Annotated in this window: 25 protein-coding genes and 1 pseudogene; 25 read left to right on the top strand and 1 reads right to left on the bottom strand. The window is 25.0% G+C overall.

Annotated features, from left to right (window positions below; translation table 4 throughout):
* The first annotated feature begins 56 nt into the window (after nt 1-56).
* From ispF to AAHM99_RS03495, 22 genes and pseudogenes are all read left to right on the top strand, one after another.
* The gene (ispF, locus tag AAHM99_RS03595) at nt 57-545 is read left to right on the top strand and encodes a 2-C-methyl-D-erythritol 2,4-cyclodiphosphate synthase (RefSeq protein ID WP_342275354.1); all 489 of its coding nucleotides are present in this window, start codon (nt 57-59) and stop codon (nt 543-545) included.
* On the top strand, nt 532-1,959 hold the full coding sequence (gltX, locus tag AAHM99_RS03590) for a glutamate--tRNA ligase (protein WP_342275353.1): 1,428 nt from the start codon (nt 532-534) through the stop codon (nt 1,957-1,959). The genes ispF and gltX overlap by 14 nt, the downstream gene beginning before the upstream one ends.
* A 10-nt stretch (nt 1,960-1,969) precedes the next feature.
* Entirely contained in the window at nt 1,970-3,160 is a 1,191-nt protein-coding gene (locus AAHM99_RS03585) for an HD domain-containing protein (protein ID WP_342275352.1), read from the top strand.
* 20 nt (nt 3,161-3,180) lie between these two features.
* A complete protein-coding gene (rpoE, locus tag AAHM99_RS03580) occupies nt 3,181-3,642 on the top strand; it encodes a DNA-directed RNA polymerase subunit delta (RefSeq protein WP_342275351.1) in 462 nt (153 codons plus the stop codon).
* A gap of 58 nt (nt 3,643-3,700) precedes the next feature.
* Nucleotides 3,701-5,296 carry a CTP synthase gene (locus tag AAHM99_RS03575; RefSeq protein ID WP_342275350.1) on the top strand — a complete coding sequence of 532 codons (1,596 nt, stop codon included), beginning with the start codon at nt 3,701-3,703 and terminating at the stop codon, nt 5,294-5,296.
* Nucleotides 5,297-5,341: 45 nt separating this feature from the next.
* Nucleotides 5,342-5,788: pseudogene (locus AAHM99_RS05665) on the top strand (ECF transporter S component family protein); the annotation flags it as partial.
* A gap of 156 nt (nt 5,789-5,944) precedes the next feature.
* Entirely contained in the window at nt 5,945-6,838 is an 894-nt protein-coding gene (gene fba, locus AAHM99_RS05660; protein WP_425288804.1) for a class II fructose-1,6-bisphosphate aldolase, read from the top strand.
* Nucleotides 6,839-6,869: 31 nt separating this feature from the next.
* Complete coding sequence (locus tag AAHM99_RS03565) at nt 6,870-7,043, top strand: helix-turn-helix domain-containing protein (protein ID WP_339030034.1); 174 nt, start codon at nt 6,870-6,872, stop codon at nt 7,041-7,043.
* Nucleotides 7,044-7,085: 42 nt separating this feature from the next.
* A complete protein-coding gene (locus AAHM99_RS03560) occupies nt 7,086-7,922 on the top strand; it encodes an SPE_1075/MLC_0560 family membrane protein (protein WP_342275348.1) in 837 nt (278 codons plus the stop codon).
* A 203-nt stretch (nt 7,923-8,125) separates the two neighbouring features.
* Entirely contained in the window at nt 8,126-8,416 is a 291-nt protein-coding gene (gene rpmE, locus AAHM99_RS03555) for a 50S ribosomal protein L31 (protein WP_422397901.1), read from the top strand.
* 90 nt (nt 8,417-8,506) lie between these two features.
* On the top strand, nt 8,507-10,357 hold the full coding sequence (locus AAHM99_RS03550; RefSeq protein WP_342275347.1) for a hypothetical protein: 1,851 nt from the start codon (nt 8,507-8,509) through the stop codon (nt 10,355-10,357).
* Between the two features lie 8 nt (nt 10,358-10,365).
* Nucleotides 10,366-11,310 (top strand): DHH family phosphoesterase, encoded by a 945-nt coding sequence (locus AAHM99_RS03545; RefSeq protein ID WP_342275346.1) that lies wholly within the window; start codon nt 10,366-10,368, stop codon nt 11,308-11,310.
* A 5-nt stretch (nt 11,311-11,315) separates the two neighbouring features.
* On the top strand, nt 11,316-11,918 hold the full coding sequence (locus tag AAHM99_RS03540) for a thymidine kinase (RefSeq protein ID WP_342275345.1): 603 nt from the start codon (nt 11,316-11,318) through the stop codon (nt 11,916-11,918).
* Between the two features lie 9 nt (nt 11,919-11,927).
* Nucleotides 11,928-13,013, top strand: a complete 1,086-nt coding sequence (prfA, locus tag AAHM99_RS03535) for a peptide chain release factor 1 (protein WP_342275344.1) — start codon at nt 11,928-11,930, stop codon at nt 13,011-13,013.
* A gap of 2 nt (nt 13,014-13,015) precedes the next feature.
* Nucleotides 13,016-13,855, top strand: coding sequence for a peptide chain release factor N(5)-glutamine methyltransferase (gene prmC, locus AAHM99_RS03530; protein WP_342275343.1), 840 nt, complete (start codon nt 13,016-13,018; stop codon nt 13,853-13,855).
* The gene (locus AAHM99_RS03525) at nt 13,845-15,161 is read left to right on the top strand and encodes a hypothetical protein (protein ID WP_342275342.1); all 1,317 of its coding nucleotides are present in this window, start codon (nt 13,845-13,847) and stop codon (nt 15,159-15,161) included. Before prmC ends, AAHM99_RS03525 begins: the two co-directional genes overlap by 11 nt.
* A gap of 265 nt (nt 15,162-15,426) precedes the next feature.
* Nucleotides 15,427-17,109 (top strand): hypothetical protein, encoded by a 1,683-nt coding sequence (locus tag AAHM99_RS03520; RefSeq protein ID WP_342275341.1) that lies wholly within the window; start codon nt 15,427-15,429, stop codon nt 17,107-17,109.
* Between the two features lie 12 nt (nt 17,110-17,121).
* Entirely contained in the window at nt 17,122-19,506 is a 2,385-nt protein-coding gene (locus AAHM99_RS03515) for a hypothetical protein (protein ID WP_342275340.1), read from the top strand.
* 39 nt (nt 19,507-19,545) lie between these two features.
* Nucleotides 19,546-20,229, top strand: a complete 684-nt coding sequence (locus tag AAHM99_RS03510) for a hypothetical protein (protein ID WP_342275339.1) — start codon at nt 19,546-19,548, stop codon at nt 20,227-20,229.
* 69 nt (nt 20,230-20,298) lie between these two features.
* Nucleotides 20,299-20,907 (top strand): LemA family protein, encoded by a 609-nt coding sequence (locus tag AAHM99_RS03505; RefSeq protein WP_339030050.1) that lies wholly within the window; start codon nt 20,299-20,301, stop codon nt 20,905-20,907.
* 6 nt (nt 20,908-20,913) lie between these two features.
* Entirely contained in the window at nt 20,914-21,939 is a 1,026-nt protein-coding gene (locus AAHM99_RS03500) for a hypothetical protein (RefSeq protein WP_342275338.1), read from the top strand.
* A gap of 130 nt (nt 21,940-22,069) precedes the next feature.
* Complete coding sequence (locus AAHM99_RS03495) at nt 22,070-22,264, top strand: hypothetical protein (RefSeq protein ID WP_339030054.1); 195 nt, start codon at nt 22,070-22,072, stop codon at nt 22,262-22,264.
* A gap of 31 nt (nt 22,265-22,295) precedes the next feature.
* Here the strand turns inward: AAHM99_RS03495 and AAHM99_RS03490 are convergent, their stop codons facing one another.
* Nucleotides 22,296-23,408: a hypothetical protein gene (locus AAHM99_RS03490; protein WP_342275337.1), complete on the bottom strand. Its 1,113-nt coding sequence runs from the start codon at nt 23,406-23,408 to the stop codon at nt 22,296-22,298.
* A gap of 76 nt (nt 23,409-23,484) precedes the next feature.
* On the opposite strand from AAHM99_RS03490, the gene AAHM99_RS03485 reads away from it, so the two are divergent.
* From AAHM99_RS03485 to rpsG, 3 genes are all read left to right on the top strand, one after another.
* Nucleotides 23,485-24,240, top strand: coding sequence for a hypothetical protein (locus tag AAHM99_RS03485; protein ID WP_342275336.1), 756 nt, complete (start codon nt 23,485-23,487; stop codon nt 24,238-24,240).
* A gap of 114 nt (nt 24,241-24,354) precedes the next feature.
* Nucleotides 24,355-24,774, top strand: coding sequence for a 30S ribosomal protein S12 (rpsL, locus tag AAHM99_RS03480; RefSeq protein WP_020836733.1), 420 nt, complete (start codon nt 24,355-24,357; stop codon nt 24,772-24,774).
* Nucleotides 24,775-24,823: 49 nt separating this feature from the next.
* Complete coding sequence (rpsG, locus tag AAHM99_RS03475; protein WP_053946608.1) at nt 24,824-25,291, top strand: 30S ribosomal protein S7; 468 nt, start codon at nt 24,824-24,826, stop codon at nt 25,289-25,291.
* The last annotated feature ends 6 nt before the right edge of the window (nt 25,292-25,297 follow it).

The raw sequence follows: 25,297 nt of genomic DNA, 5'->3' as shown, positions 1-25,297 counted from the left end.
TTAATTAGTTATAAATCATTTTTTATTTTATAATCATTTTGTTAAGAGGAATAAGTATGAAATTTAAAGTTGGATTTTCTAAAGATATGCATAATTTAATAATTGGAGATTATATTTTACTTGGTGGAATTAATATACCTTCAAAAACTAAGGTTGATGCATATAGTGATGGAGATGTTTTATTTCATAGTTTAGCAGAAGCTATCTTTGGATCACTTGGAGAAGAAGATTTAGGTCAAAATTATAATTCAAAAAATATGAAAGAAAATTTCGAATCAATTATTATGGTTAAAGATTCTTTAATTCTTTTAAAGAAAAAAGAATATAAAATATCTAACATAGATATTTTAATAGAGCTTGATGCACCAAATCTTAGAAATTTTAAAGCAGCTATTAAAAAAAATCTTTCAGAGATTTTAAACATTGGATTGGATCAAATATCAATAAAAGCTACTACGACAGAAGGAAACTTTAAAAATATAATTACAAGTTATTGTAATATATTAATTTATAAAAGTGAGGAAAATGAAAATGGGAAAATTTAGATTAAGATACGCACCATCACCAACTGGTTACTTACATATAGGAAATACAAGAACAGCTTTAATGAATTATCTTTTTGCAAAACACTATAATGGAGATTTTATTTTGAGAATTGAAGATACAGATATCGAGAGAAATGTTGATGGAGCAATAGACTCTCAATTTGATAATATGAAATGATTGGGTATTCTACCAGATGAATCATTTAGAAATCCAAAAAAAGATTTTGGAAAATATATGCAGTCTGAAAAGTTTGAAGTATATCAAAATTATGCAAATATTTTATTAAAGCAAGGAAAAGCATATAAATGTTATTGTACTTCAGAAGAACTGGAAAAGGATAGAGAAATGCAATTAGCAAAAGGCATTATTGCTCCTCAGTATAATAGAAAATGTTTATCTAATAAAAATAATGATGAGACAAAACCATTTAATATTAGATTTAAAGTTCCAGATAATAAATTATATAGAATTAATGATTTAGTTCGTGGTAATGTTGAGTTTAATTCAAAAGAAATTGGAGATTTTGTAATTCTAAAATCAAATGGAATTGCAACATATAATTTTGCTGTTGTAATTGATGATTATGATATGAAAATAACTCATGTTGCTAGAGGTGAAGAGCATATCTCAAATACTCCAAGACAATGTATGATATATGAAGCTTTTGGTTGACAAGAACCTCTATTTTGTCACTTAACATTAATAGTTGATGAAACAAAGAAAAAACTTTCTAAAAGAAGTGGAAACGCAATGTTTTTTATCTCACAATATAAAGAACAAGGTTATTTACCTGAAGCAATTTTTAACTATATTTCTTTACTTGGTTGAAGTCCAAATAGCGAGCAAGAAATTTTTTCTAAAGAAGAACTAATAAAAGTTTTTGATGAAAAAAGATTTTCTAAATCTCCTAGTACTTTCGACATGATAAAAATGAAGTGAATTAATAGTCAATGAATAAAAAAAATTAGTGATGATGATTACATAAAATTTGTGATTAATTTTATTGATGAGAATAAGTTTGAAATTAAAAATAAAAAGGATAATTGAATCAGATCTGTTTTACTTTTATTTAAAAAAGAATTAGAGTTCGCATCTCAAATTAATGATCATTTAGATATTTTCTTTAATAAGAAAATAGATGATAAAACAAAAAATATTTTGGCAGAGTTTAATATTAAAAAAGATTTAATAGTTTTTTTAGAAGATGAATTAAAAAAAATAGTTGAATTCAATGAAGAAAACATTAAGGCTTTGATAAATAGTATTGGTAAAAAATTTGAATTAAAAGGTAGAGATTTATTTATGCCTGTAAGAATATTTACAACTTTAAGTGAACATGGTCCAGAGTTGGCAAAAACAATTTCACTGATAGGAAAAGAACAAGTTATACTTAATATAAATAGTATTAAATAAGAGGTTGATTATGGAAAAGTTTATAAGAGATAATGTTCATGGAGAAATTTATTTTGAGGATAAAGTGTTTTCAGAATTAATTGATACAGATGAATTTCAAAGATTAAGAAGAATTATTCAACTAGGAGGAGGACAATTTGTTTTCCCAAGTGCCAATCATACAAGGTTTTCTCATTGTATAGGCGTTTATCATGTTATTTGTAAGTTTTTAGAAAATGAGATTATTAATAAAAATATCTCAGCAAAAGATAAAAAGATTTTAAAAATAGCAGGTTTACTTCATGATGTGGGGCATGGTCCATTTTCACATACTTTTGAGTTGATATCTGCTGTATCTCATGAGCAATATACTGTAGAAATTATAAGAGGAAATACTCAAATTAATAAAGTACTAATTAATAATGGAATTAATCCTAAAGAGGTTGTTTCTGTAATTGAAGGTAAACATAAAAATAAAATAGTTAATTTTCTAGTTTCAAGTCAGTTGGATGCAGATAGGTTAGATTACTTATTAAGAGATTCAAAAGGTGCTGGAGTTAACTATTCTAAACCTGATATTGATTGAATAATAAGAAATGCTAGAATTTATGAAGGTCAAATTGTATTTACAAATAAAGCCATAAATGCAATTGAGAATTTTTTATTAGGAAGATATCATATGTTTAAACAAGTGTATGAACACAAAATTTCTATTGCTTTTGATAATACATTTAAAATGTGGTTTAAAAGATTAAAAGACTTATATATTGATAAATATCAATTTAGAGCATCAAAGACAATTGAGATTTTTAAAGAAGTATTTGAAAACAAAATTATGCCTTTAGAAAAGTATACTAATTTAGATGATTATACAATGTTTGAAATATTTAAAGTATTAAGAGATGAAGATGATATTATCTTAAAGGATTTATCAAATAGATTAATAAATCGAAAATTATTAAAAGTATCTTCAGATCTTTCTCGAGAGACAATTGAAAAAATGAAAACTGAATTTCAAGGTGATAGTAAATATTACTTTGATATTGCTACAATAAGAGATATCTCGATTTATAAACGCAGTTCTGAAAAAAAAGATGAAAATATATACATATTAAATAAGGATAAATTAACTAATATAAAGGACTTGTCAGAAATAATAAATGTTGATTGAAATAATAAAATAAAAAAAATATATATTTTTCCAATGTATAATGTAGAATAGAAATTATGGGGGAAAATCTTATGAGTAAACTATCACCAATTAATTTGGCCTATGATTACCTAAGTCAATGTAAAGATGACGCTTCATTTGAAGATATTTGAAATACAATTTCAAAAGAAATACATGGAGATAATGATAGCAAAAATGAAATTATAGCTGAACTATACAGTGATTTGGTTCTTGACAATAGATTTGCACTGACTTCAGATGGTAAATGAGGTTTAAGAGAATATCTAAAATTTGATGATGTTAAAAAACAATATGAATATGTTGATAAATTTGAAACAACAGAAGAGTTTGAAGATTTTGATACTGATTCAATTCTTGGTATTGATACTTTTGATGATGATACTGGAGAAAATGTTGGTAAAATTAAAAAATTATTAAATCATAAAGGAAATGATGATTCTATAGATATAAATTTAGATGAAGATCTCGACGATGATGACTTCGATGATGACGATGATGACGATGATTATTAGTAGAATTTAATCACAAGTAGTTTAACTAACTACTTTTTATTTTTGGGGGAATTAGATTATGGTAAAACACATATTTATTACTGGTGGAGTTGTTTCTGGTTTGGGAAAAGGAATTACTGGAAGCTCACTGGGAGTACTTTTAAAAAATAGTGGATTGAAAATATTTATGCAAAAATTTGATCCATATTTAAATATAGATCCAGGAACTATTAATCCAATTGAACATGGGGAAGTTTATGTTACAGATGATGGGGGAGAAACTGATCTAGATTTAGGTCATTATGAGAGATTTATTGATGTAAACCTTTCTAAAATATCTTCAACTTCAGCTGGAAGAATATATTATGAGGCATTAGAAAAAGAAAGAAATGGTAAGTATGAAGGTAAAACTGTTCAAGTTATCCCTCATATTACTAACGAAATTAAGCAAAGAATTTATGCTGCAGAGGTTGAAAGCAAAGCGGATGTAGTTATTACTGAAATTGGTGGTACAGTAGGAGATATTGAATCTCAACCATTTTTAGAAGCATTAAGACAAATTAGAATGGAAAAAGGTAAGGAAAATGTAATGTTTATTCATGTGGCATTATTACCTTATTTAAAAGTATCTGGAGAATTTAAAACAAAGCCAATTCAACATTCAGTTAAGGAATTACTAAATTTAGGAATTCAACCCGATGTAATTGTTGCAAGAAGTGAATTAGAATTTGATAAAAAACTTAAAGATAAAATCTCTTTATTATGTAGTATTCCAGTAGAGAATGTTATCGCTTGTCCAGATAGTGATTCAATTTATAAAGTACCTTTAGTTGTTGAAGAAGGTAATCTGCATAAAATTACAGCAAAACAGTTAGGTTTAAAATTAAAAGCAACTAATTTAAAAGATTGAAAAAAATTTGTTAATAATATTGAAAAATCAAAAGAAATTTTAACAATTCATATAGTTGGGAAATATGTTGAATTAAGCGATGCATATTTATCAGTTATGGAATCTTTAAAATTTTCTGGTTATGAGATTAGTAAAAAAATTAAATTCAATTGAGTAAATGCCAGAACATTAAATCAAGAAAATATAGCAATGGAATTAAAAGATGCAAAAGGTATTTTAGTGCCAGGTGGTTTTGGTGAAGATGGTGTTGAAGGAAAAATCCTGGCAGCTAAATTTGCAAGGGAGAATAACATTCCCTATTTAGGTATTTGCCTTGGTATGCAAGTAGCTTGTATTGAATTTGCAAGAAATGTTTTAAACTTAAAAGACGCTAATACAACAGAATTAAAACCAAATACAAAATATCCAATAATAGATATTTTAGAAGGCAAAAATAGAGAAAATATTGGTGGAACTTTAAGATTAGGAAGATATGTAACTTCTCTAAAAGAAAATACATTAGCGTATGAACTTTATAAATCAAATGAAGTTATTGAAAGACATAGACATAGATATGAATTTAATAACACTTTCAGAAGTGACTTTGAAAAAAATGGAATGGTTTTTTCAGGATTGTATTTAGAAAAAGATTTAGTAGAAATAATAGAATATCCTAAAAATGATTTCTTTATTGCAGCTCAATATCATCCTGAATTTACTTCAAGACCAAATAAACCAAATCCTTTATTTATGGGATTTGTAAATGCAGTGAACAAAAAGTATTAGTATATTTTTTGTTTTTTTTATCTAAAATTAATTTAAGGTGAGATTATGAAAAAGATTAATTCAAAACAAATAGCAATTTGTGGCTTATTAACATCTGTTATGTTTATTATTGGATTAGTAACTAATCTAATTTCAGTTGGAACTGGTAAAGGTATTTTTCAAGTATCAGATTTTTTGTATATTGCTCTTTTAGACTTTCTTAATCCATTTATATCAATTTTATCTGCAATACTGGCAGGAGTTTTAACTGATTTATTTACAGGTGGGATAATTTATATCCCTATAACAATTATTGTAAAACTTTTAATTGGAATAAGTTTCATAGCTCTAAAAAATTTTATTTGATCCTATTTAAATATTTTTATTAGTTATTTATGAATTTTTATATATGTATTATACGCATATTTTTTATTTGATTCTTCTTTAGCTATTGTTGAATTATTAACAGATACAATACAATATTTTACTAATACATTACTTGCACTAGCTTTATATTTATATTTTAAAAAAATTGGGATAGAGCAAAAAATTATTAAGTCCACTAGTTCAAAAGTGAAAGCACCCACTCTAATATACTTAAAAAAATCTCGTCTATCAAAAATAAGGAGTATAATCATAAGGTATAATAAAAATTTAGGAGGAAAAAATATGTCAAGAATTTATCATTCAAAATTAGTTAATTCTACAAAAATGATTAAAGATGCACATGCAAAGAAATATGCAATTGGGCATTTTAACATCAATAATTTAGAGTGAACTAAAGCTATTTTAGAAGCTGCTCAAGAATCTAAAACACCAGTAATTATTGCTACATCAGAGGGAGCAATGAAATATATGGGTGGACCAAATGTTGTAGTAGGAATGGTTAATGGACTATTAGATTCATTAAATATTACTGTTCCTGTTGCTTTACATTTAGATCATGGTCAATCAATTGAAACTGCTAAAAAATGTATAGAAGCTGGATATTCATCAGTAATGTTTGATGGTTCTCATTTACCATATGAAGAAAATATTTCAAAAGTTAGGGAATTAATGAATTTTGCAAATAAACATGAAATTTCAGTTGAAGCAGAAATTGGTTCAATTGGTGGAGAAGAAGATGGTGTAGTTGGTGAGGGTGAATTAGGAGATCCTAAACAAGCTGCTGAAATGTCTACTACAGGGATTTCTATGCTAGCAGCTGGTATTGGAAATATTCATGGAAAATACCCAGAATGATGAAAATCATTATCTTTTGATACATTACAAGAATTACAGTCAGCATGTAAGTTACCTATGGTATTACATGGAGGTTCAGGAATTCCTCAAGACCAAGTAGAAAAAGCAATTAAATTAGGAATTTCAAAAATTAATGTTAATACAGAATTGCAATTAGCTTTTAGAGATGCAACAAGAGAATATATTGAAGCTAAAAAAGATTTAGATGATGAAGCTAAGGGATTTGATCCACGTAAATTATTAGCTCCAGGATTTAAAGCAATAAAACAAACATTCTTAGATTTAACAAAAGTGTTTGGTTGTCAAGGAAAAGCTAAATAATATTAATAATGAAATAATGGAGGATTACATTATGCATTTAACAGTTGAAGAGAAAATTAAGATTATTAGAGATTTTAAAAATAGTGGTGTTACAGCTACTCAGTTTGCGCCAACAAGAAATGTTAGTGTAGTTTCTTTAAGAAATTGAGTTAAAAGATATGAACAAGGTGGAGAAGAAGCTTTAAAAACAAAATATGAAAAGTAGGTTTTTTTAGCCTATTTTTTTATTAAAGAGGAAATTTAAAATATGAAAAATTTATTTAATGAAAATATGAAGAGTTTTTCAAAAAATTGAAAAATAATTATGGTTAAATTTATATTACTTATATTAGGTATCCTATTAACTTCATTTGGATTGGCTTTATATCAGCAACCATCTGTTGGAGGAAGTCAAATTGACTGACTTATTTATAATGTACTTTCCATCTCAATACCTTTTGTAAAAGAGGGAAAAGTTGGACAAGGAGTCTATGATAATTACGCTATAAGTTTAACAACTCTTTATATTGTTTTAATATTGTTTGCCATTTGTTTTTCAATTAAGCCAACTATTGATGAATATAAAAAAACAAAAAGTAAAAGTGCCTGATTTAAATTCTCATGATTTATTTTGGCAGATATAATTATAACTTTTATAGTACCCCAAATTGTAGGTTTATTTATAACTCCTTTAAGTCAAATGGGTATTAGAGAGTTAATCCCAGGAGCTAGAAATTTAATTTTTATAGCAGGTTTTTTATGTTTTGTATTAGGTATAGCTTTTTGAGTCAAATCAGGCTGATTATTAGGACCATTTAATAATATCTGTGAACAATTTTTAAGATTAACAAAAATGAATTATTCTAAGGGTAGATTAATAATAGATATTGCAATATTGATAATAGCCTTTGCCTTTTTCCCATTCGTTAAAGGAGAAGGAGCAAGTAAAACTGATTTTCTATTAACAAACTTTGGATTAGGAACAATATGCTTTACTTTTTTGGTGGGACCTTTAGTCAATCAAATTTTAATTATTTTAGATAAGGTCTTTGATTATAAAAAAATGAATAATAAGGAAGATATTGTAGTAAATAAAGAATTATAAGAGTAGTAAAAAGTAATTTATAGACTCTTTAATATAAGGGAAATAAACTAAACTGTTTCTTTTTATACACAGTATTATTAGAAGTATTTTTAATAAAAATTCGATTATTTATATAAGAAATACTTAAAAAAGAAAAGTTTTATTAAAAATATGGTATTATTTAATTTGTATTAGAAAGACTTTAAATAAAGGACGGTGAAAACATGCCAAAAGCAAACATACATCCACAATATTTTGAAGCTAAAATTGTTTGTACAACTTGTAGCAATGAATTCATGTCAGGATCAACAAAAGGAGAAGAAGTAAGAATAGATACTTGTTCAAATTGTCATCCTTTTTACACTGGAAAACAAAACTTTGCAAACGCAGAGGGACGTGTTGAAAAATTCAAAGAAAAATTTGTTAAAAAAGATGCTAAATTAGCTGAAGCAGAAAAAGCTTCAGCAGCTCAAAAAGCAGAAAATGAAAAAAAAGCAAAAGAAGCTAAAAAATAATTTAATACAAAAAACTAGACTATCAATTAGTCTAGTTTTATTATTTTTATTGAAAATGTTATACAATTATAAAGTTATGGGGGTCTTTATATGAGTTTTACAATTTCAAATGTTAAATTTTTTAACAGAAAATTATTGCCTAAAACAATTAATTTTAAATGTGAAGATTCTCAGATGGTAGCAGTGATTTCTCAAGATAGATATTTAAGAAAAAATTTTAGAAATGTATTGCAAGGTAAGCACCTTGTTAGATCCGGGGTTTTTAAAATTAATCAGTATGATATGGTTAATAAACAATGAACTAAAAGGAAAGTTTCAGTTATAGGAGTTAATAAGTTATTAAAAAAATGACCTGAAAAGTTTTGACTATATACATCTTTATTATTAAATAAAAATTTTCTTAGCAAGGCTAAAATAAATTACATCGATAAAAAGTATTCATATTTATCTTTTTCTACATCAAAAAATAATAAAACAGATTTAGAAATGAGAGATAAGGTTGAAAGTATGATATCTAAATTTATTAATAATTCATTAGATATTGAAGAACAATGATTGTCTGAATTTTTGGAACAAATTATTGATTTTAATAATAAAAATTTAGAAAAAAACTTTGGGACCCTAGAAGACCATATAAAAATTATTGTTAAGGATTATTATTATTTAATTGAGAAAGGTCAAAATCTTGAGTTAATGCAAACTTTTTTGCAAACTTTATGAGATAAGGTTTATTCTTTTATGGAATTATCTTCATTATGTACTTGTGAATATAATACAAAAAAGTCAAAAGATAGACAAAAAAGAAAATTAGCAAAAGAGTTAAACTTTAATCAAACAAATTTTGTTACAAGAAAACAATTAAAAATTATTGATTTAAAAGTAAATGATATTAAAAGAAAATTAGCAAAAACTAATTTCATAATCAAAAACTTAAAAAAACAAATCCTTTTTGAATTGGATAAATCTGAAACTCAAACTAAAAAAACTAAAAACTTAGAAGAACTATTTTCTTGAAGAAAGGCATCTGAAGACCAAAGATTTGAATTTAAAATTAAGCAAGAAAAAATGTTTTTTGAGGGTCTATCAGATGAGGCTAATACTTTAAGAGGTAAAATAGTTGAAGTAATGCATAGGTATCATAAAAAAGTATTAAATGATGAATGTGAAAAGGGAAATATTGAAGAGTTTAGAGAAAAAAAACAGATGTTGAAAAGTGAGATAGTAACTATATATAAACAGTCACTTTTATTTATTGATGAAACTGCAAAAGAACTTGGATTTGAATTTAATATTCTTTCATTAAAATTCAATAGAATGGAAGAAATATGATTTCAACTTTTAACTGCTATTTATTTAAAGCAATATAATATTATCTTTTATAATGTCTTTTCAAAAATAAATCAAGTTGAGAGAGAAGAATTATTAAAAGTAATAAATAATTTATTAACTATTAATCCTAAATTCTCAATAGTTTTTATTGAAGAGAGTATTTATGAAATACCTGAATTAAATAAAAATATTTATTTAATTAATGAAAATGAAATAGCTGAAACAAGTTTTGAAAAAGTTCTACAAAAAAATTGAACTACTTATGGAGGAGAATTCTTTGCAAAAAATAATAGATTCAATTATAAGTATGATGGTAAAAAATTAGAAACTATGAATGAGTCTTTAAAAATTCAAAGTTCGAAATTTAAAGAATCGGGTCAGATAATAATTAATCCAATGAAGGTATCAACCAATAAAAAAGAGAATGGAAATATTATTTTAGAGATAACTGGAATAATTAACTATAACAAAGAGTTTTTAGATACAAATATGTATGAAGTTATAACCAAAGAAAATGATTTAAAATTATATTTTTACTCAATAAAAAAATATAATAATAATGAAAAAGTTAAATTATATTTAACAGAAGAGTCAATATTAAAAGTGCTATAAGGAGAAAAATGAAAGATACTCTAATTAAAAAAATAAAAGATTATAAAAATATAATAATTGCTAAGCATGTATCTCCTGATTGAGACACTCAGGGTAGCGCGTATGGGCTTAAAGAAATTATTTTAGATAATTTTAAAAATAAAAATGTTTATGTTGTAGGAGAAAAACTTAATTTGGGTTTAAGAGAAGAATCTGAAGATATTTTAACTGAGGAAGTAATAAGCGATTCTATTTTAATAACAGTGGATGTTGCAAATTTTGAAAGAGTAGATTTTTTATTTAAAAATATTGTCAAGGAAGTTTTTAAAATAGATCACCATTTAGAAGATGATAAATTTGGAGAAAATAAAATTGTTGATTCAAGTGCAATTGCTTGTACTCAAGTTATAACTCTTTGGGCTTATAAAAATAAATTAAATATTTCAAAAAAAGCAGCTAGTTTTTTATACTATGGTTTAGTAACTGACTCTGGAAGATTTCTTTTTGACAAAACAAATGGAGAAACTTTTCAAGCGGCAAAGATACTTTCTGAAACTGGAATAAGAATTACTGATATTTATTCTGACTTATTTTTAAAAAAATTTGAGTTAGCAAAGTGACACAATCAAGCTTTTGGAATGGCCAAATTTTTAGAAAACAACTCTATTGGAATTATTAAAGTGGAGGAAAGAGTTTTTAAAAAAATAAATCTTGGAGATGAGGAAATAAAAAGTGCTTTAAGCGTTTTAGGAGGGATTGAGGAAGTCAAAATTTGACTTATGGCTTATCAAACTCCTGGAAGCGATAAAATTAAAATCTCTATTAGAAGTAGAGATTTTGATATAAACTCAGTGGCAAAAAAATATAATGGTGGTGGCCATAAGCTAGCGTCAGGAGCTAAGATTAGCAGTTGGAAGGAATTAGATAAATTAATTGATGATTTATCTAACTTAATTAAATTAAAGGGGAAATAAATATTATGAATTACAGAATGAACTTGAATAGTAAAAGAGGTTGAATTGAGTTAATAACTGGTTGTATGTTTGCTGGTAAAACTGAAGAATTTATTAAAAGGTTAAATAGATATAAACATGCTCAACAAAATGTTTTAGTATTTAAACCTTTAATAGATACAAGATACTCAAAAGAAGATGTATTTTCACACTCTGGAATGAGAATTGAATCAGTTACTGTTAAAGATAGTGAAGAAATTTATAAAATTTTTAAAGAGCAAAATGCAAAGCAAAAAATTGATATAATAGGTATTGATGAAGTTCAATTTTTAGATGATAATGTTGTTGATGTTATATCTAAAATTGCTGATGAGGGTGTCATTGCAATTGTTAATGGTTTAGACAAAGATTTTAAAAATAATCCATTTAAAAATGTGGACAAATTGCTTGTTGAAGCTGAATATGTTGATAAGTTAAGTGCCATATGTCATTCATGTGGTGGTAATGCTAGTAGAACTCAAAGAATAATTGATGGTAAACCAGCAAAGGCAAATGAACCAATAATTGTAATTTCGGCAAATGAAAAATATGAGGCTAGATGTAGACATTGTTACATTAAGCCAGAATAGGAGAATATGATGAATAAGAAAACCTTAGAAGCTTTAGACGTAATGGAAAATAGAGTTAACTCAATTGATGAAACAATTCAAAAAGAAGAAACTTTAAAAGATATTAAACTTTTAACAGAATTAAATAAAGAGAGATCAAATTTAGAAGAAATTGTTCAAAAATATCAAGAGTATAAAAAAGTGAATAAGGATATTGATGAAGCAAAACTAATTTTAGAAACTGAAAAAGAAGAAGAAATGAGAGGTCTTGCTAAACTTCAATTAGAAGAAGAACAAATAGCTATTGAAATTATTGAAAAAGATTTAGAACTTCTATTACTGCCCAAAGATCCTAATGATGATAAAAATGTTATTTTTGAAATTAGAGGTGCTGCAGGTGGAGATGAAGCAAATATTTTTGCAGGAGATTTATTTAGACTATATACAAAATATGCTGAAAAAAATAACTGAAAAATTGATGTAATTGATGCTAATGAATCAACAGCTGGTGGATTTAGTCAAATCTCTTTTATGTTAAAAGGAGATAAGGTTTATTCAAAAATGAAATTTGAGTCTGGAAGTCACAGAGTTCAAAGAGTTCCTAAAACTGAATCAAAAGGTAGAATTCAAACTTCAACTGCAACTGTTGCAGTTCTTCCAGAGGTTAGTGATGTCGAAGTTGATATTAAAACAGCGGATTTAAGAATTGATACTTATAGAGCATCTGGTGCAGGTGGACAACATATTAATACAACTGACTCAGCTGTAAGAATTACACATATTCCAACTGGGATAGTTGCAGCATCACAAGATGGAAGAAGTCAACATGATAATAAAGATAAAGCAATGACTTTATTAAGAGCAAGAATTTATGAAGCAGAGCTTGAAAAACAACAAAGTGAAGCTGCAAGTATGAGAAAAAATGCTGTTGGTACAGGAGCAAGAAGTGAAAAAATTAGAACTTATAATTATGCTCAAAATAGAGTTACAGACCATAGAGTAAATTTAACTTTAAATAAGTTGGACCAGGTAATGGAAGGTAATTTGGATGAAATTATTGTTGAATTAATTAATGATGAACAAAAAAATATGATTACTCAACATATACAAGGTTAAATATGAATATTTATAAACTAAAACAAAAATATGTACCATTAGTATTTACATCAAATGACTTTAAAGAAATAATAATTCATGTAACAAATAAATCTGATTTTAACTTTTTAGCTGATATATCTTTATCAAAAAGTGAATTAGATTTATTTTTAAAAATAGCTGAAATATTTTTAGAAACTAAAAAACCTCTTTCTTATATCTTAAACAATAAATATTTTTATAAATATGATTTTTTTGTAAATGAAGATGTATTGATACCAAGACAAGAAACAGAGTGTATAGTTGAAGAAGTTATAAAATATGATCTTCAAAATAAGAATCTATTTGATATATGTTGTGGAAGTGGATGCATAGGTATAACTTTAAAAAACTTACAGCCTGAAGTTAATTTACATTTAACTGACATTTCACCACAAGCTATTAAAGTTGCAAAGTTAAATTTGGCGAAACATAATAAAAATGCTAAAACTTTTATATCTGATTTTCTAAATATTTTTGAGGAGACTAAGATAATTCCTGATTTTATTACAATTAATCCTCCATATATTAAATTATCAGATTTACATATTCAAAATAGTGTTAAAAACTTTGAACCTCATTTAGCTCTTTTTGCAAAAGAAGATGGTCTAGAATTTTATAAAATATTAGTAAATAAATTAGATTTCCTATTTCAATTAAATAGTAAATTAGTTATTTTTTGTGAGTTTGGCTTTGAGCAAAAGGAAGAATTAGAAAATATTTTCTCTGGAAAGATAGTAAAATATAATATAGATTTCAAAAAAGATTATTCAAATAATTGAAGAATGTTTATAATTACTTCTAAGGAGATTTATGGAAAATAATAGGGATAAATTTAAAATAGATAAATTTAAAGTTAACAATAATTTAGTATTTAAATTTTTATTGCTTTTTTTAATTTTATCTATTCAATCAATAACTTTTCTTGTTATTATCAATATTAATGATTCTCTTAAATATTATTTAAATCATTTAGATGTTGTTAAAAATAACTTTGGTAAAAATCTAGTAGTTAGTCAATTTGAAATTGAAACTTTGATGTGAGTATCAATATCTTTTTTAATTATTGGTTTTGTATTAATTGGGTTTTTAAAGCTATTTTTAAGGCAACAATTTTCAAATTATTATAAGGCTTTGTATATTATGATAATAGCAATGTTTGCAGTTCTATCAATTGTTCTAGAAGCAATTTCTGAGTATTCTTATTCAAAATTTTATAATCTTTTTGATTTTTTATCTCAAAAGGATAACTCAATTTTTGAATCAGAAGCAATAAAAGAAATGCAAGATGTTTTTTATAATATGTCCATAAAGAGTACTGGTAATAAGTATAAGTGAGCATCTGATAGTACTACATGGTGATTAGCTGTTATTAAAATTATAGCAGTAATACTTTTTTTAACTATTTGATTTAAAAATCAACAATATAATAAAGTAGCAATAAAACGTAGTAATTTTAAAGAAAATAGTGGTTCTAAATTTAAAGAGTTAGTAAAGAAATTTTCTTTAAATAATAGTAAAAATATTTCATTTTGATTGATTATAGCAACAGCCTTAGTTTTTCTTCCTCCACTAGCATATATAATTAATATGACTATTTTTGGAACAAAAATGAACTCAATGCTTAATTGAACTTTTATTGTTAAAGATTTATATAAGTCAGTTACATATAATGGTATTTCTATAGAAGAAGTAAATATCACTAATTCCTATTTTGCAATTAAATTTCTACCTATTATAATTTCTGGCTTTTTAATGGCAAGTATTTTTATTTTTATTACTGCTTATGTTAAAGACTGAAATACTTCAAAATCAACGTTTACTTTTCAGTTTATTATTTTACTAATTGAAATATTGTCTGTTTTAGTTGCAATTACATATTCAAGTCATGAATCACAAAGAATAACTAACTTATGAAACAATGGGACTTTTAAAGTTAATCCAAATGCACTATCTTTTAATTATTTAAAAAATACATATGGATTTCCATTTGATAGTGATAATTTAATTTCAGAACCTTGAATGAGTGGTTTGAAGTATATATCACAAACAATAATAAGCCTTAGTTTTTTATCAACTATTTATACAATTCTATTCATAAAATATAAGAAAATTCAAAATAGTATTTAGATTTTATCTTTACTAGATCAACTAGTTCTAGAGATAAAAGTGCAGTATTTTGTGTTATAATAACTTTATAAAATAAATAAACAAAAAAAAGATGGGGTTTTTAAATTATATTTAGCAGCTTTTATTAACTTCTTCTTTTTAATTTTGCAAAATTACTAATAAAAAAAGTAATATATCATATCAAACTATCTATTACATTGCAATAAAAGAGGTAAAAAACTTTAAAAAATATGGTATAATAATTTTGGCATTAGGAGGTTATAATATGTATTTAAATCCATTTGAAAGGATGAAAAAACAACGGGAGTACGATGAAAAAAGAGCCTTGGAAGAAAGAAAAGAGCAGGAACGATTAACAAGATTAGGAGCTCAAATGGGCTTTATAGATTATAATGATTATCCCGAACCATCTTTTAAAAATAATATAAATCCTTCAAAAAATAATTATAGTAATAAATATACAAATATAGAATCTCAAGAAAATAATTATTTATATAATAAAGCCGAATCTGATAAGTACTTTGAAAATAATTTTGAAGATTTTGAAGAAAAACATTTTACAAATTCGATATCTCCTGAAATGGGTTTAAAAAGAGAAAATCCTTATTTAGAGCCTCAAGTGTATAATCAGTCAAAACAAAATTATTTTAATGAAAATTTTGCAAAAGTTAATGATCAAAGCAATCACAAGGTTTTAAAACTAAATGAGATTTTTGAAAATGAAAATAGTGGATTAATAAAATCAAACACAAAAAGTAAAAATTTAATTCTAGAATCAAAAAATTTAAATAATAAAATAATATCAAAAGATAAATATATTTCTTTGAAAAATAAAAAAGAATTATTTTCAAAAAATACATTAATGGTAAATCATCCTGAATTATTAAATGATATGAATAATGAGAATTTGATTTATATAGATTTGCAAAAAATTGTTATATATTCTTCACCTTGCTTATTCTTTTTAAAAAAATTTATAAATAATTTACCTGAAAAGATTAGTTTAGAAGATAAGAAGATTTTGTGAGAAAGAACTTCTGTATTACTAGCAGCAACAGATTGAGGTAAGACTACATCTGAAATAGATGATATTTTAGACGACTTAAATATTACAAACGATCCAGAAAAAATGTTTATTAATGAGTTTATTAACTTATTGGATTCATATAACTTTAATGAAAAAATGAATATAGTAATAACTAATACAGATGGAATTGACCTAAATAAGATTTTATTAATTAATGAGTTTATAGCAAAATCTTTAATTAAAATACCTGGTTTATCTTGTAGAATGAATCTTGATTCAAAAGTTATTGATATTAATAGAATTGATGAAATAGCTGAAAACTTTGATTATGTTATATTAGATGAGATAAATTTTAATCAGGAATTTAGTCTAATTAAAAATGATTTAGACGAGGATTTTAATGATTTTAAATTAAACCAATATAATAATGAATATTCTGATTTCGAAAAAATTAATATCCAAAATCAGGAATATAACAAATCAAATTTTTTAATGGAGAGTGAAACTATTCAACAACAAGAGGAAGATTATGACCCGGGAATAGATTCAATTTTAAGAATTAATATTGATGAATTTATTGAAAAACAAAGAAATGAAATGTTAGATCAAAAAAAATTGGAAGAACATGAAATTCTAAAAAGAAAAGTTAATACTGAATTCAATCCCTCAATTCTTTCAAACAAAGAAGTTGTCATTGATAGTTCAATTACTCCTTCTGAAGGAAGAAGAAGATTTCAGGCTCCTTCTTACAGAAAAGAGGGTGTTGAAATACAAGAGTCCTATAAAGAAATAGATAAGAATTTAAATTTATTAAGAAGAGCTCCAATTAGTATTGAAAACACATTTAACAATAAAGTAAATCAAGATAAAAATACAAAACAGATTTCAGTTCCTGGTAACTGGAATCAATTAAAAAAATAGGAGGAAAACAATATGTTCGCTATATTTATTATATTTGCATGGTCATTAACTCTAGTAGCGTCTGTATCATTAATAGTATTTGCTACTTCTGCAATTATGTTATTATTGACATCAGCAAATCCACCAGCAATTATTACAAAAATTTTAAATATTTTCACAGAGCCATTATTTGGTTCAATATTTGGTTCAAATGGGAAAGCCGATATTTCAAATATTGGAAAGCCTGAATTTAATGAAAAACCAATCTTAATTTGAATTGTAGTGTCAATGGCAATAGCAATAGTTTTAATTGTTTTATCAATTATAGAACTTGTTAGGTTAAGAAAACATCAAAAACTTTCAAAACCATTTGTTAAAATAACTTTATTAGCTAGTGCAGTTGTTATTTTATTAACAGGGCAGTTAGTATTCTTTATTGCTTCAATGTTAATTTTTGCAGCAGTTGTATTATTAGAAGTAGTGCTATTTGACTCAGTTGCTTTAAATAATTATGCTGAAGAAAGAAATTTAATTTCAATTTATAGAGAAGAAAGAAAATTTGAAAAAGAGGTAACAAAAGAGGGAAAGTTAATTGGCAACGTAGAATTGAGAAACCAAAAAAAGGTTTCCCAAAAAGAAAACGAACAAAACAAAAGAAATGATAACTCTGCGTTGCCTATTTTAAATGAAACTCAATTAGATAACTTCTTTAAAGAAACAAAAAATAAAAAATACTATTTAAAATGAAAAGAGTACAAAACAAAATTAGAAATTAAAAGAATTGAAATTGAAGAAAACTTTTATTCATTTGAAGAAGATAAAAAATCTGAAATTGTTGGAAAATTTAATTTTAATGTAATCAGACTGAATAAACTAGGTAAAAAAATAAAAATTCCTGACGAGTATCAAGTAATGCACTTGGATCTAAATAAGCTAGTAGATGATAATTATCCACAAACTTCAGTTATTTTTAAAGATAATATTAATGAAAAAATAGAAGCTAGTTTGAATGAAATTGAATTTGATGAAGATTTCATAGAAGGACAAAAAGCTAATGCCATTAATATGTCTGTTGAACAACTTGAAGAAATAGATTTACCATCTAATGTAACAAGTGATTTAATATATCAAGATTTCAATTTACAGCAACCAAAAAGTAATGAAGGAATTATTGTTGAAGATATAGAATCTTCAAATAATAATCAAATAATTATTTCTGATATTAAAGAATTTTCTGATACTACAAAAGATTCTTCAAGTAGTTCTGAAATTATTAGCGATAAAATTGAAACTAAAAAAGAAGAAGATTTAGATATGATAGATCTTCCTAAACTAGAGTTTAGTGAATTTAACCAAAATTTTGATGGTCCTTCAGCAAAAGCAATTAATATGTCTATGGATGAGATTATAGAAACTAATTTACCAGTAAAATCAAAAGAAGATAACAATTCTCCTAATTTTGAATTTAATGATTTAGAATTAAATAAAGATGAGAATTTAGAAGGAAATGTTTTGAAATCTGATATTTTGGAACAATCATCAATTAGTGAGAAATTAGCTAGAGCTGTTAACATGGATATAAATCAATTATTTGAATCTTCAAATACTAATATAGATTCCATATACTCTGATTTTAATTTTAAACAATCAGATTTAAGCCAAAAAATAGTAAAAAGTGATTCTAATAATATTGAGAATTCACCTAAGTCTTACATTACTTTACCTCCAAAAATGAGTTTGGAAGTAGATAATCAAGTTGAAGATGCAGAAGAGACATTTATATTTGAAAATATTGAAGAAAAAGAATCTAATAAGTTGGCAGAAGAGAACATATTAAAAACAAATATTAACCAATCTGATTTTGAGGAAAGCGTTTATGCAAATCAAAACACTTTTAATGAAGATTTAATTACAAAAAATGAAGACACTAATGAGTTAACTCCAGATAACTATATACAAGAAAATTTATTTAGTAAAAATCAATTAATAACAAAAGAAGTTAATAAAAGTCATGAATTAAATTCAGATGATGAAACTAATAGATTTAACATCTCTATGAATCAACAAGATGAAAAACACTTATCTGATAATCATGATAATAATTATGAAATTAATAAAATTAGAGAACAGTTAGCATTAGAACAACAAAATTTAGCTGCAAGTTATAGTTCAAAAATTTTAGAGTTTGAAAAGAAAAAGATAAGTTCTATTGAAGAAAGAATATTCAAACTTGAAAATTTATTAGAGAGATTAGAAACTAAAATTATTAAAGAAAATAGGGTTTCTTATGACTTTAGAAGTGTTTCAAATCAATTGGAATCTATTTCAAAAGTTGTTAGTGAGTTAAGCAATAGCAATCCAAGGAATATTATTAATTCTTTAACAACAAGATATGAATATAATAAAAGTAATGGTTAGCCATTATTTTTTTGTTATTGTATATATAGGAGAAACAAAATGATATATGATTTAACAGATTTAATTTTTAGAGATGATAATTTTAATTATATAATTCAAAATGATATTGAAATACCGTTATACTTGCAAAATTTTATAGGAAAAGATAATAAAATTGACTTACCTTTTGTCAGTCTAATATTAGAAAAAAACTTTCCTTACATTCATAATAAATTTATAAAAAAGGATTTAGTGGATAATTCAATTAGGCAGGGAATATGTGTTCACAATATGATTTCACATTCCATTAAAGAGAGGAAAGATTTTAAATTAAATTTGAACATATTAGATTGTAAAAATTCAAATCATATAAATATTGCAAAAAGAATAATTACTGAACTAAATTCATTTATATATAAATATAATATTGATCAAATTTATTCTGAAAAAACTTATTTATATTTGGGCTATGATTGTAATTATCTTGGAACTATTGATATAATTTTGAAATCGAAAGAAACTTATTACATAATGGATATAAAAACTAGTAGAACTAATTTTATTGATAAATATAATGCACAATTATTTCTATATAAAAAAATGTTTGAAAATGCTACCAAAAAAATTGTTGAGAATTGCTTCATACTTAATCCAAGAGAAGATAGAATTTTTATGGAGTATGAGCCAATTTCAAAAACTGAACAAGCTAAAATAATTTCTTCAATAAAAAATATAAAACTTTAAATCAGAATAGTTTAAAGTGCTAAAATTTTAATATACACGTATGTGTAAAAAGAAGGGGACAATAAAATTATGATAGCACCAAATAAAAAGCAAGATTTAAATAGGGATGCAGATACTTCACCAAAAGTTTCGGCTTTTGGGAAGTTTTTTTGATATTTAACATTTATATTAATTATTCCTTTATTTATTCATATTGGAAATGTAAATAAATTAAAGAAAATGGATACAAAAGTACTAGAGTCAGAATCAGGTATAGATGTTCAATTAAAAAGAAGAAGAGATACTTTAATTAAATTAATGGATACTGTTAAAGGAAGCATTGATTTTGAAAAAAGCACTTTAGAAAAAGTTACTAATATGAGAATGGGTGGAGGAGCAAAAGAAATGATGGAAAATAATAGAGTTCTTGACCAAGTTTCAAGAAACATTATGATCCAAGTTGAAAATTATCCAAATCTAAAATCAACAGAATTATTTCAATCTATGTCTAATTCAATAAATGAGATTGAAGAAGATATTGCAGCTTCAAGAAGAATTTACAATGGAAATGTAAGTACTTTTAATCAAGCAATTAAAGTATGACCAACAAATGTAGCAGGATCATCAATAAAAGCTAAAAATAAATATTTCTTTGAAATAACTGAAGAAGATAGAGCTGACGTTAAGATTGGATTTTAATAAAAAATGCAAGACTATAATTACTTAGTAGAAAATATTACAAGCTTTATTGAGGGTTGTTTAGATAAATCAAAATTAGACTCAGCTATTGGTAAGAGAAAGAAATTTTTAATTATAAGTCTTTTATCTTGAATACTTGCAATTATATCTATGTGCTTAACATTAGTTTTAGCAAATTCAATGGTATTTGTGACTTTATTTTTAATCGCATTAGATATAACTTTTGTCGTTTTGGGAATAGTTTATTTAACTAAATCTAGTTACTCAAGAGTTGAAGCCTTTAATTATGTAAATAAGATAGAATGAAAAGACATTTATAATAAGTCATTTGATTTAGTAGTAGAATCTACTTCAAATTCACTTATTAAAAAAACAAAATTTATAGATTTAGAAAGAAAAATTATTAGGGCTCCAATAAAAGACTATAATGGAAGTCCAAAAAGCTGATTATCAAGATATAGTTTTTTTAAAGGAAATGACAAAAGAAATTGTTTAGTTTTTTCTTTTGATGACAAATTGGTAAATTATCAAGTTAATCAAATTATTAGGACTGTAGAAAAAATTGTAGTACCTACAAAAAATGGTACACAAACTACTTATATTTATCATTATATTGCTACTACAGGTCTTACAGTTCAAAATACAAAATTTGATGAGAGTTACAATGGAATAGTTATATTTAGTGGAAAACCAAATAAAGATAGTTATCAGACAGAGTCAATAGAATTTAATAAGAGATTTGGTATAAATGTATCAAATACAGATTTAAGGGGCCCTAAATTGCTTAGACCTAAATATATTGATAGTCTAACTATGAAAAATTCAAAAAGCTTAAGTGGTATTGCAATATTTAATGACTTTATAATAGGCCATCAATATGTTAATAGTACTAATGTTAGAAACGAAGTAGCTATATTTCATAGAATAAAGAGTTTCTCAAAAGAAAAAATTTTAGAAAGCTTTGCAAATAAAGTTAAACAAGATATTGAGAGTGCCATGTTTGCTTTATCTTTTATAGAGGGTATTTATTAGTATAAGGTATTAAAACTTTTACTTGATGTTTTATTGCTTATTTATATATTATTAAGTAATTTGACAATAAGACTTTTTTAAACTATGATTATATCTATTAGTAGATCATATCTATAAGGAGAAAATAAAAATGACAAAAGAAGCACTAAAAGAAAAATTAGCAGCGTTTAAAGTTCAAAAAGAAAATAAAGAAACTGAAATTGAAAAATGTAAAGAAACTATGAAACAAGCAAACTTAGCTATAAAAATCAAAAAAAGAGAATTGAAAAATATTAAAAGTGAAGCAAAAATATTAAAAAGTAGTTATAAAAAACAAGAAATGTAAAAAGAGTCCTTATTTAAATAAGGACTCTTTTTTAAAACTCAATAATTTTTGGATGTTGTGATTTTAATTCATTTTTTAAATTTTCATAGCCTCTACTTTTTAAATTTTCCTTATATATTTTTCCTGCTTTTTTTCTAATTTTATTAGAGTTCGCAGCTATCACAAATGGTATACCAACTATTGTTAAACACCCAATAAAACCAAAAATATTCTTTAAAGCAGAAGAATTTTTTTCTTCAGCATATTTAATATCTCCTCTAACTTTTAAAATATCTTTTGTTATTTTAATCTGGCTCTTTTTGCCATTTTCCTTTATTGCAGCATCACCTAAAAATGCCTCCAAGTAATATAAATCAAAAGTTGATAAACCATGAAAAACTTTATCTTCAATAATCACTTCTTTTTTATTTGGCATTGGTCTATATTCAAGGTTTACTTTTACTGCTGGAATAACATCCTCTTTTATTATTTTTGGTTCTGGTTTAGGTATTTGGATATATGTTATATTTGAGTTTTTTGGCTCTGGCATTTCTTTTTTAGGAACTGCTCTCACTATTTCTTTTGGCATTTCTTTTTCTTTTATTAAATCCCTAACATCAATATTTGGTTTTTCAGCAGGCTTACTAATTGGTGTTGGTGTTGTTCTTTTTAAGTTTATATTTAATTTACTTTTATCCTCACGTTGAATTTTTTCAAAGTCTAATTTTCTTCCTGATGCTTGTCAAGTATTATCAATTAGTTCTTCAATATTTGATTGTTGTTTTTCTGTTTTAACCACAGTTTTTGGAAGGGGTTTTTTAACAAAAACTAAAATAAAATTTGACTCTCTATCATCATTATTTTTTTGTTGTCCTTGTATTTTTAAGTTATCTTCAAAATATAATTGTAAGAGAACATTTTTAATTGTTGGATTTGCTAAAAGATCATTAGGTAAAATATTATATAGTTCTTGTACACTAATACTTCTATTACTTTGAATAAGGTTAATTAGTGTATTTTTAACAGTGTCATAACTTGCAGAACTTTTATCACTTGCAAAATTTGGCCCACTTGTTGTATTTATTCCTTTTTGCTTAATAACATTATTTCTACAAAAATCAGCTCAATCTAAAAAGTCTCTCGAATTTGATTCTCCTCATACCATTATTGTATTCTCCTTATTATTAATAATATCAAATGTAGTATGATTATCTTATATATAAATATAGAAAAGGATTTTTATGAAAACAATTAAACCTATTAATTATGAAAGAATTATTATAAAAAGAGTTAATACTGTATATGAAAATTTAAAACAAAATATCTCTAATGAGTTTAAGATTCCTAAAAATATTGAAGAATTTTTAAAGAATAATAGTCAGCTTCATACAAGAGAAGAAGCGGAACTGTTTGGTCAAGAATTCGATAAAACTTTTGGAGAGTGGAAACCTTTAGATAATAATTCAGATAAATTAATTATTTTAAATCACTTAATGTCTATTTTTCAAAATGCTATTATTGTTTTAATCTCTCTTGATGTTAATTTAGAAAAAGAGAAATTAGAAAAAGAGATTGTAAAAGACTCTAAAGGAATTGATATAATAGTTGCAACTGCAGTTCAAACTTTTGGAGTTAAAACAAAGGAACTACTTGAAAAATATAAAGAATTAAATTTAAAAGAAGATACTAATAATACTTTTAAACCCATGGATGATTTTTTAAAAAAAGTTTCTGAATTAGATGCCCAGTCAGCTTTTTCAAAACTAATGGAGAACATTTTAGAATTTAATCAAAATTATACAAATACATATAAAAGATTATCTACAATTGAAGAGGATCAATTATCAACAAAAAGAATTGAGATATTTATGGAGTATATGAATTTCTATTATTTAATGGTTTACTTATTAGAACTTATTTTAATTTATCCTTTACAAGAAGGAATGATGAATCAAACAGTATTTGATAATATAATGCCAAATATAGGCTTATTTTAACTATTAAAAAATCAAAAAAAGAGCTAAAAATATTAATAATTAGCTCTTTTTTAATATATAATATATTTTGTGTGATTACAATACACTCGGTATTGTGGAAAGGAGGAACCTTAAATGGCAACAATCAATCAATTAGTTAGAAAACCAAGAAAAGCAAAAACATGAAAAACTAAAGCTCCTGCTTTAAACAGAGGAGTTAATACTTTATTAAAAAAAGTTACTAGAGTTTCAGCACCACAAAAAAGAGGTGTTTGTACAAGGGTTGCAACTATGACTCCTAAAAAACCTAACTCGGCATTACGTAAGTATGCAAGGGTTAGATTAACTAACGGTATGGAGGTAACAGCTTATATTCCAGGAGAAGGACACAACTTACAAGAACATAGTGTTGTGCTTATTCGTGGGGGAAGGGTAAAAGACTTACCTGGGGTTCGTTATCATATTATTCGTGGTACTTTAGATACAACTGGAGTTAACGGAAGAATGCAATCTCGTTCTTTATATGGAACAAAAAGACCTAAAGAGAAAAAATAAAGGAGTGTAATTCACATTTTATAAATAAAAAAAGAAAGGAGAATATAATATGCGTAAACATCAAGCAGAAAAGAGAGACGTATTACCAGATCCAATTTATAACTCAAAACTAGTTAGTAGAGCAGTTAATAAAATTATGTTAGATGGTAAAAGAGGAACAGCTCAACACATCTTATACAAGGCTTTTGAAAAAATAAAAGAAAAGACTGGAACTACTCCAATCGAAGTTTTTGATAAAGCTATTGAAAATATTAAACCTCATTTAGAATTAAAAGTTCGTCGTATTGGGGGAGCAAACTATCAAGTTCCTGTTGAAGTATCAACAGAAAGAAAAGTTACTTTAGCTTTAAGATGATTAATTAATTATTCAAGATTAAGAAATGAAAAAGAAATGATTGATAGATTAGCAAACGAAATTATTGATGCATCAAATGGTGTTGGTGGATCAGTTAAAAAACGTGAAGATACTCACAAAATGGCTGAAGCTAATAAAGCATTTGCACATTATCGTTGATAATAGAAA

This window comes from Spiroplasma endosymbiont of Cantharis lateralis, from assembly GCF_964030855.1.
Classification (GTDB): domain Bacteria; phylum Bacillota_I; class Bacilli_A; order Mycoplasmatales; family Mycoplasmataceae; genus Spiroplasma_A.
This window is presented reverse-complemented; position numbering and strand designations above follow the sequence as displayed.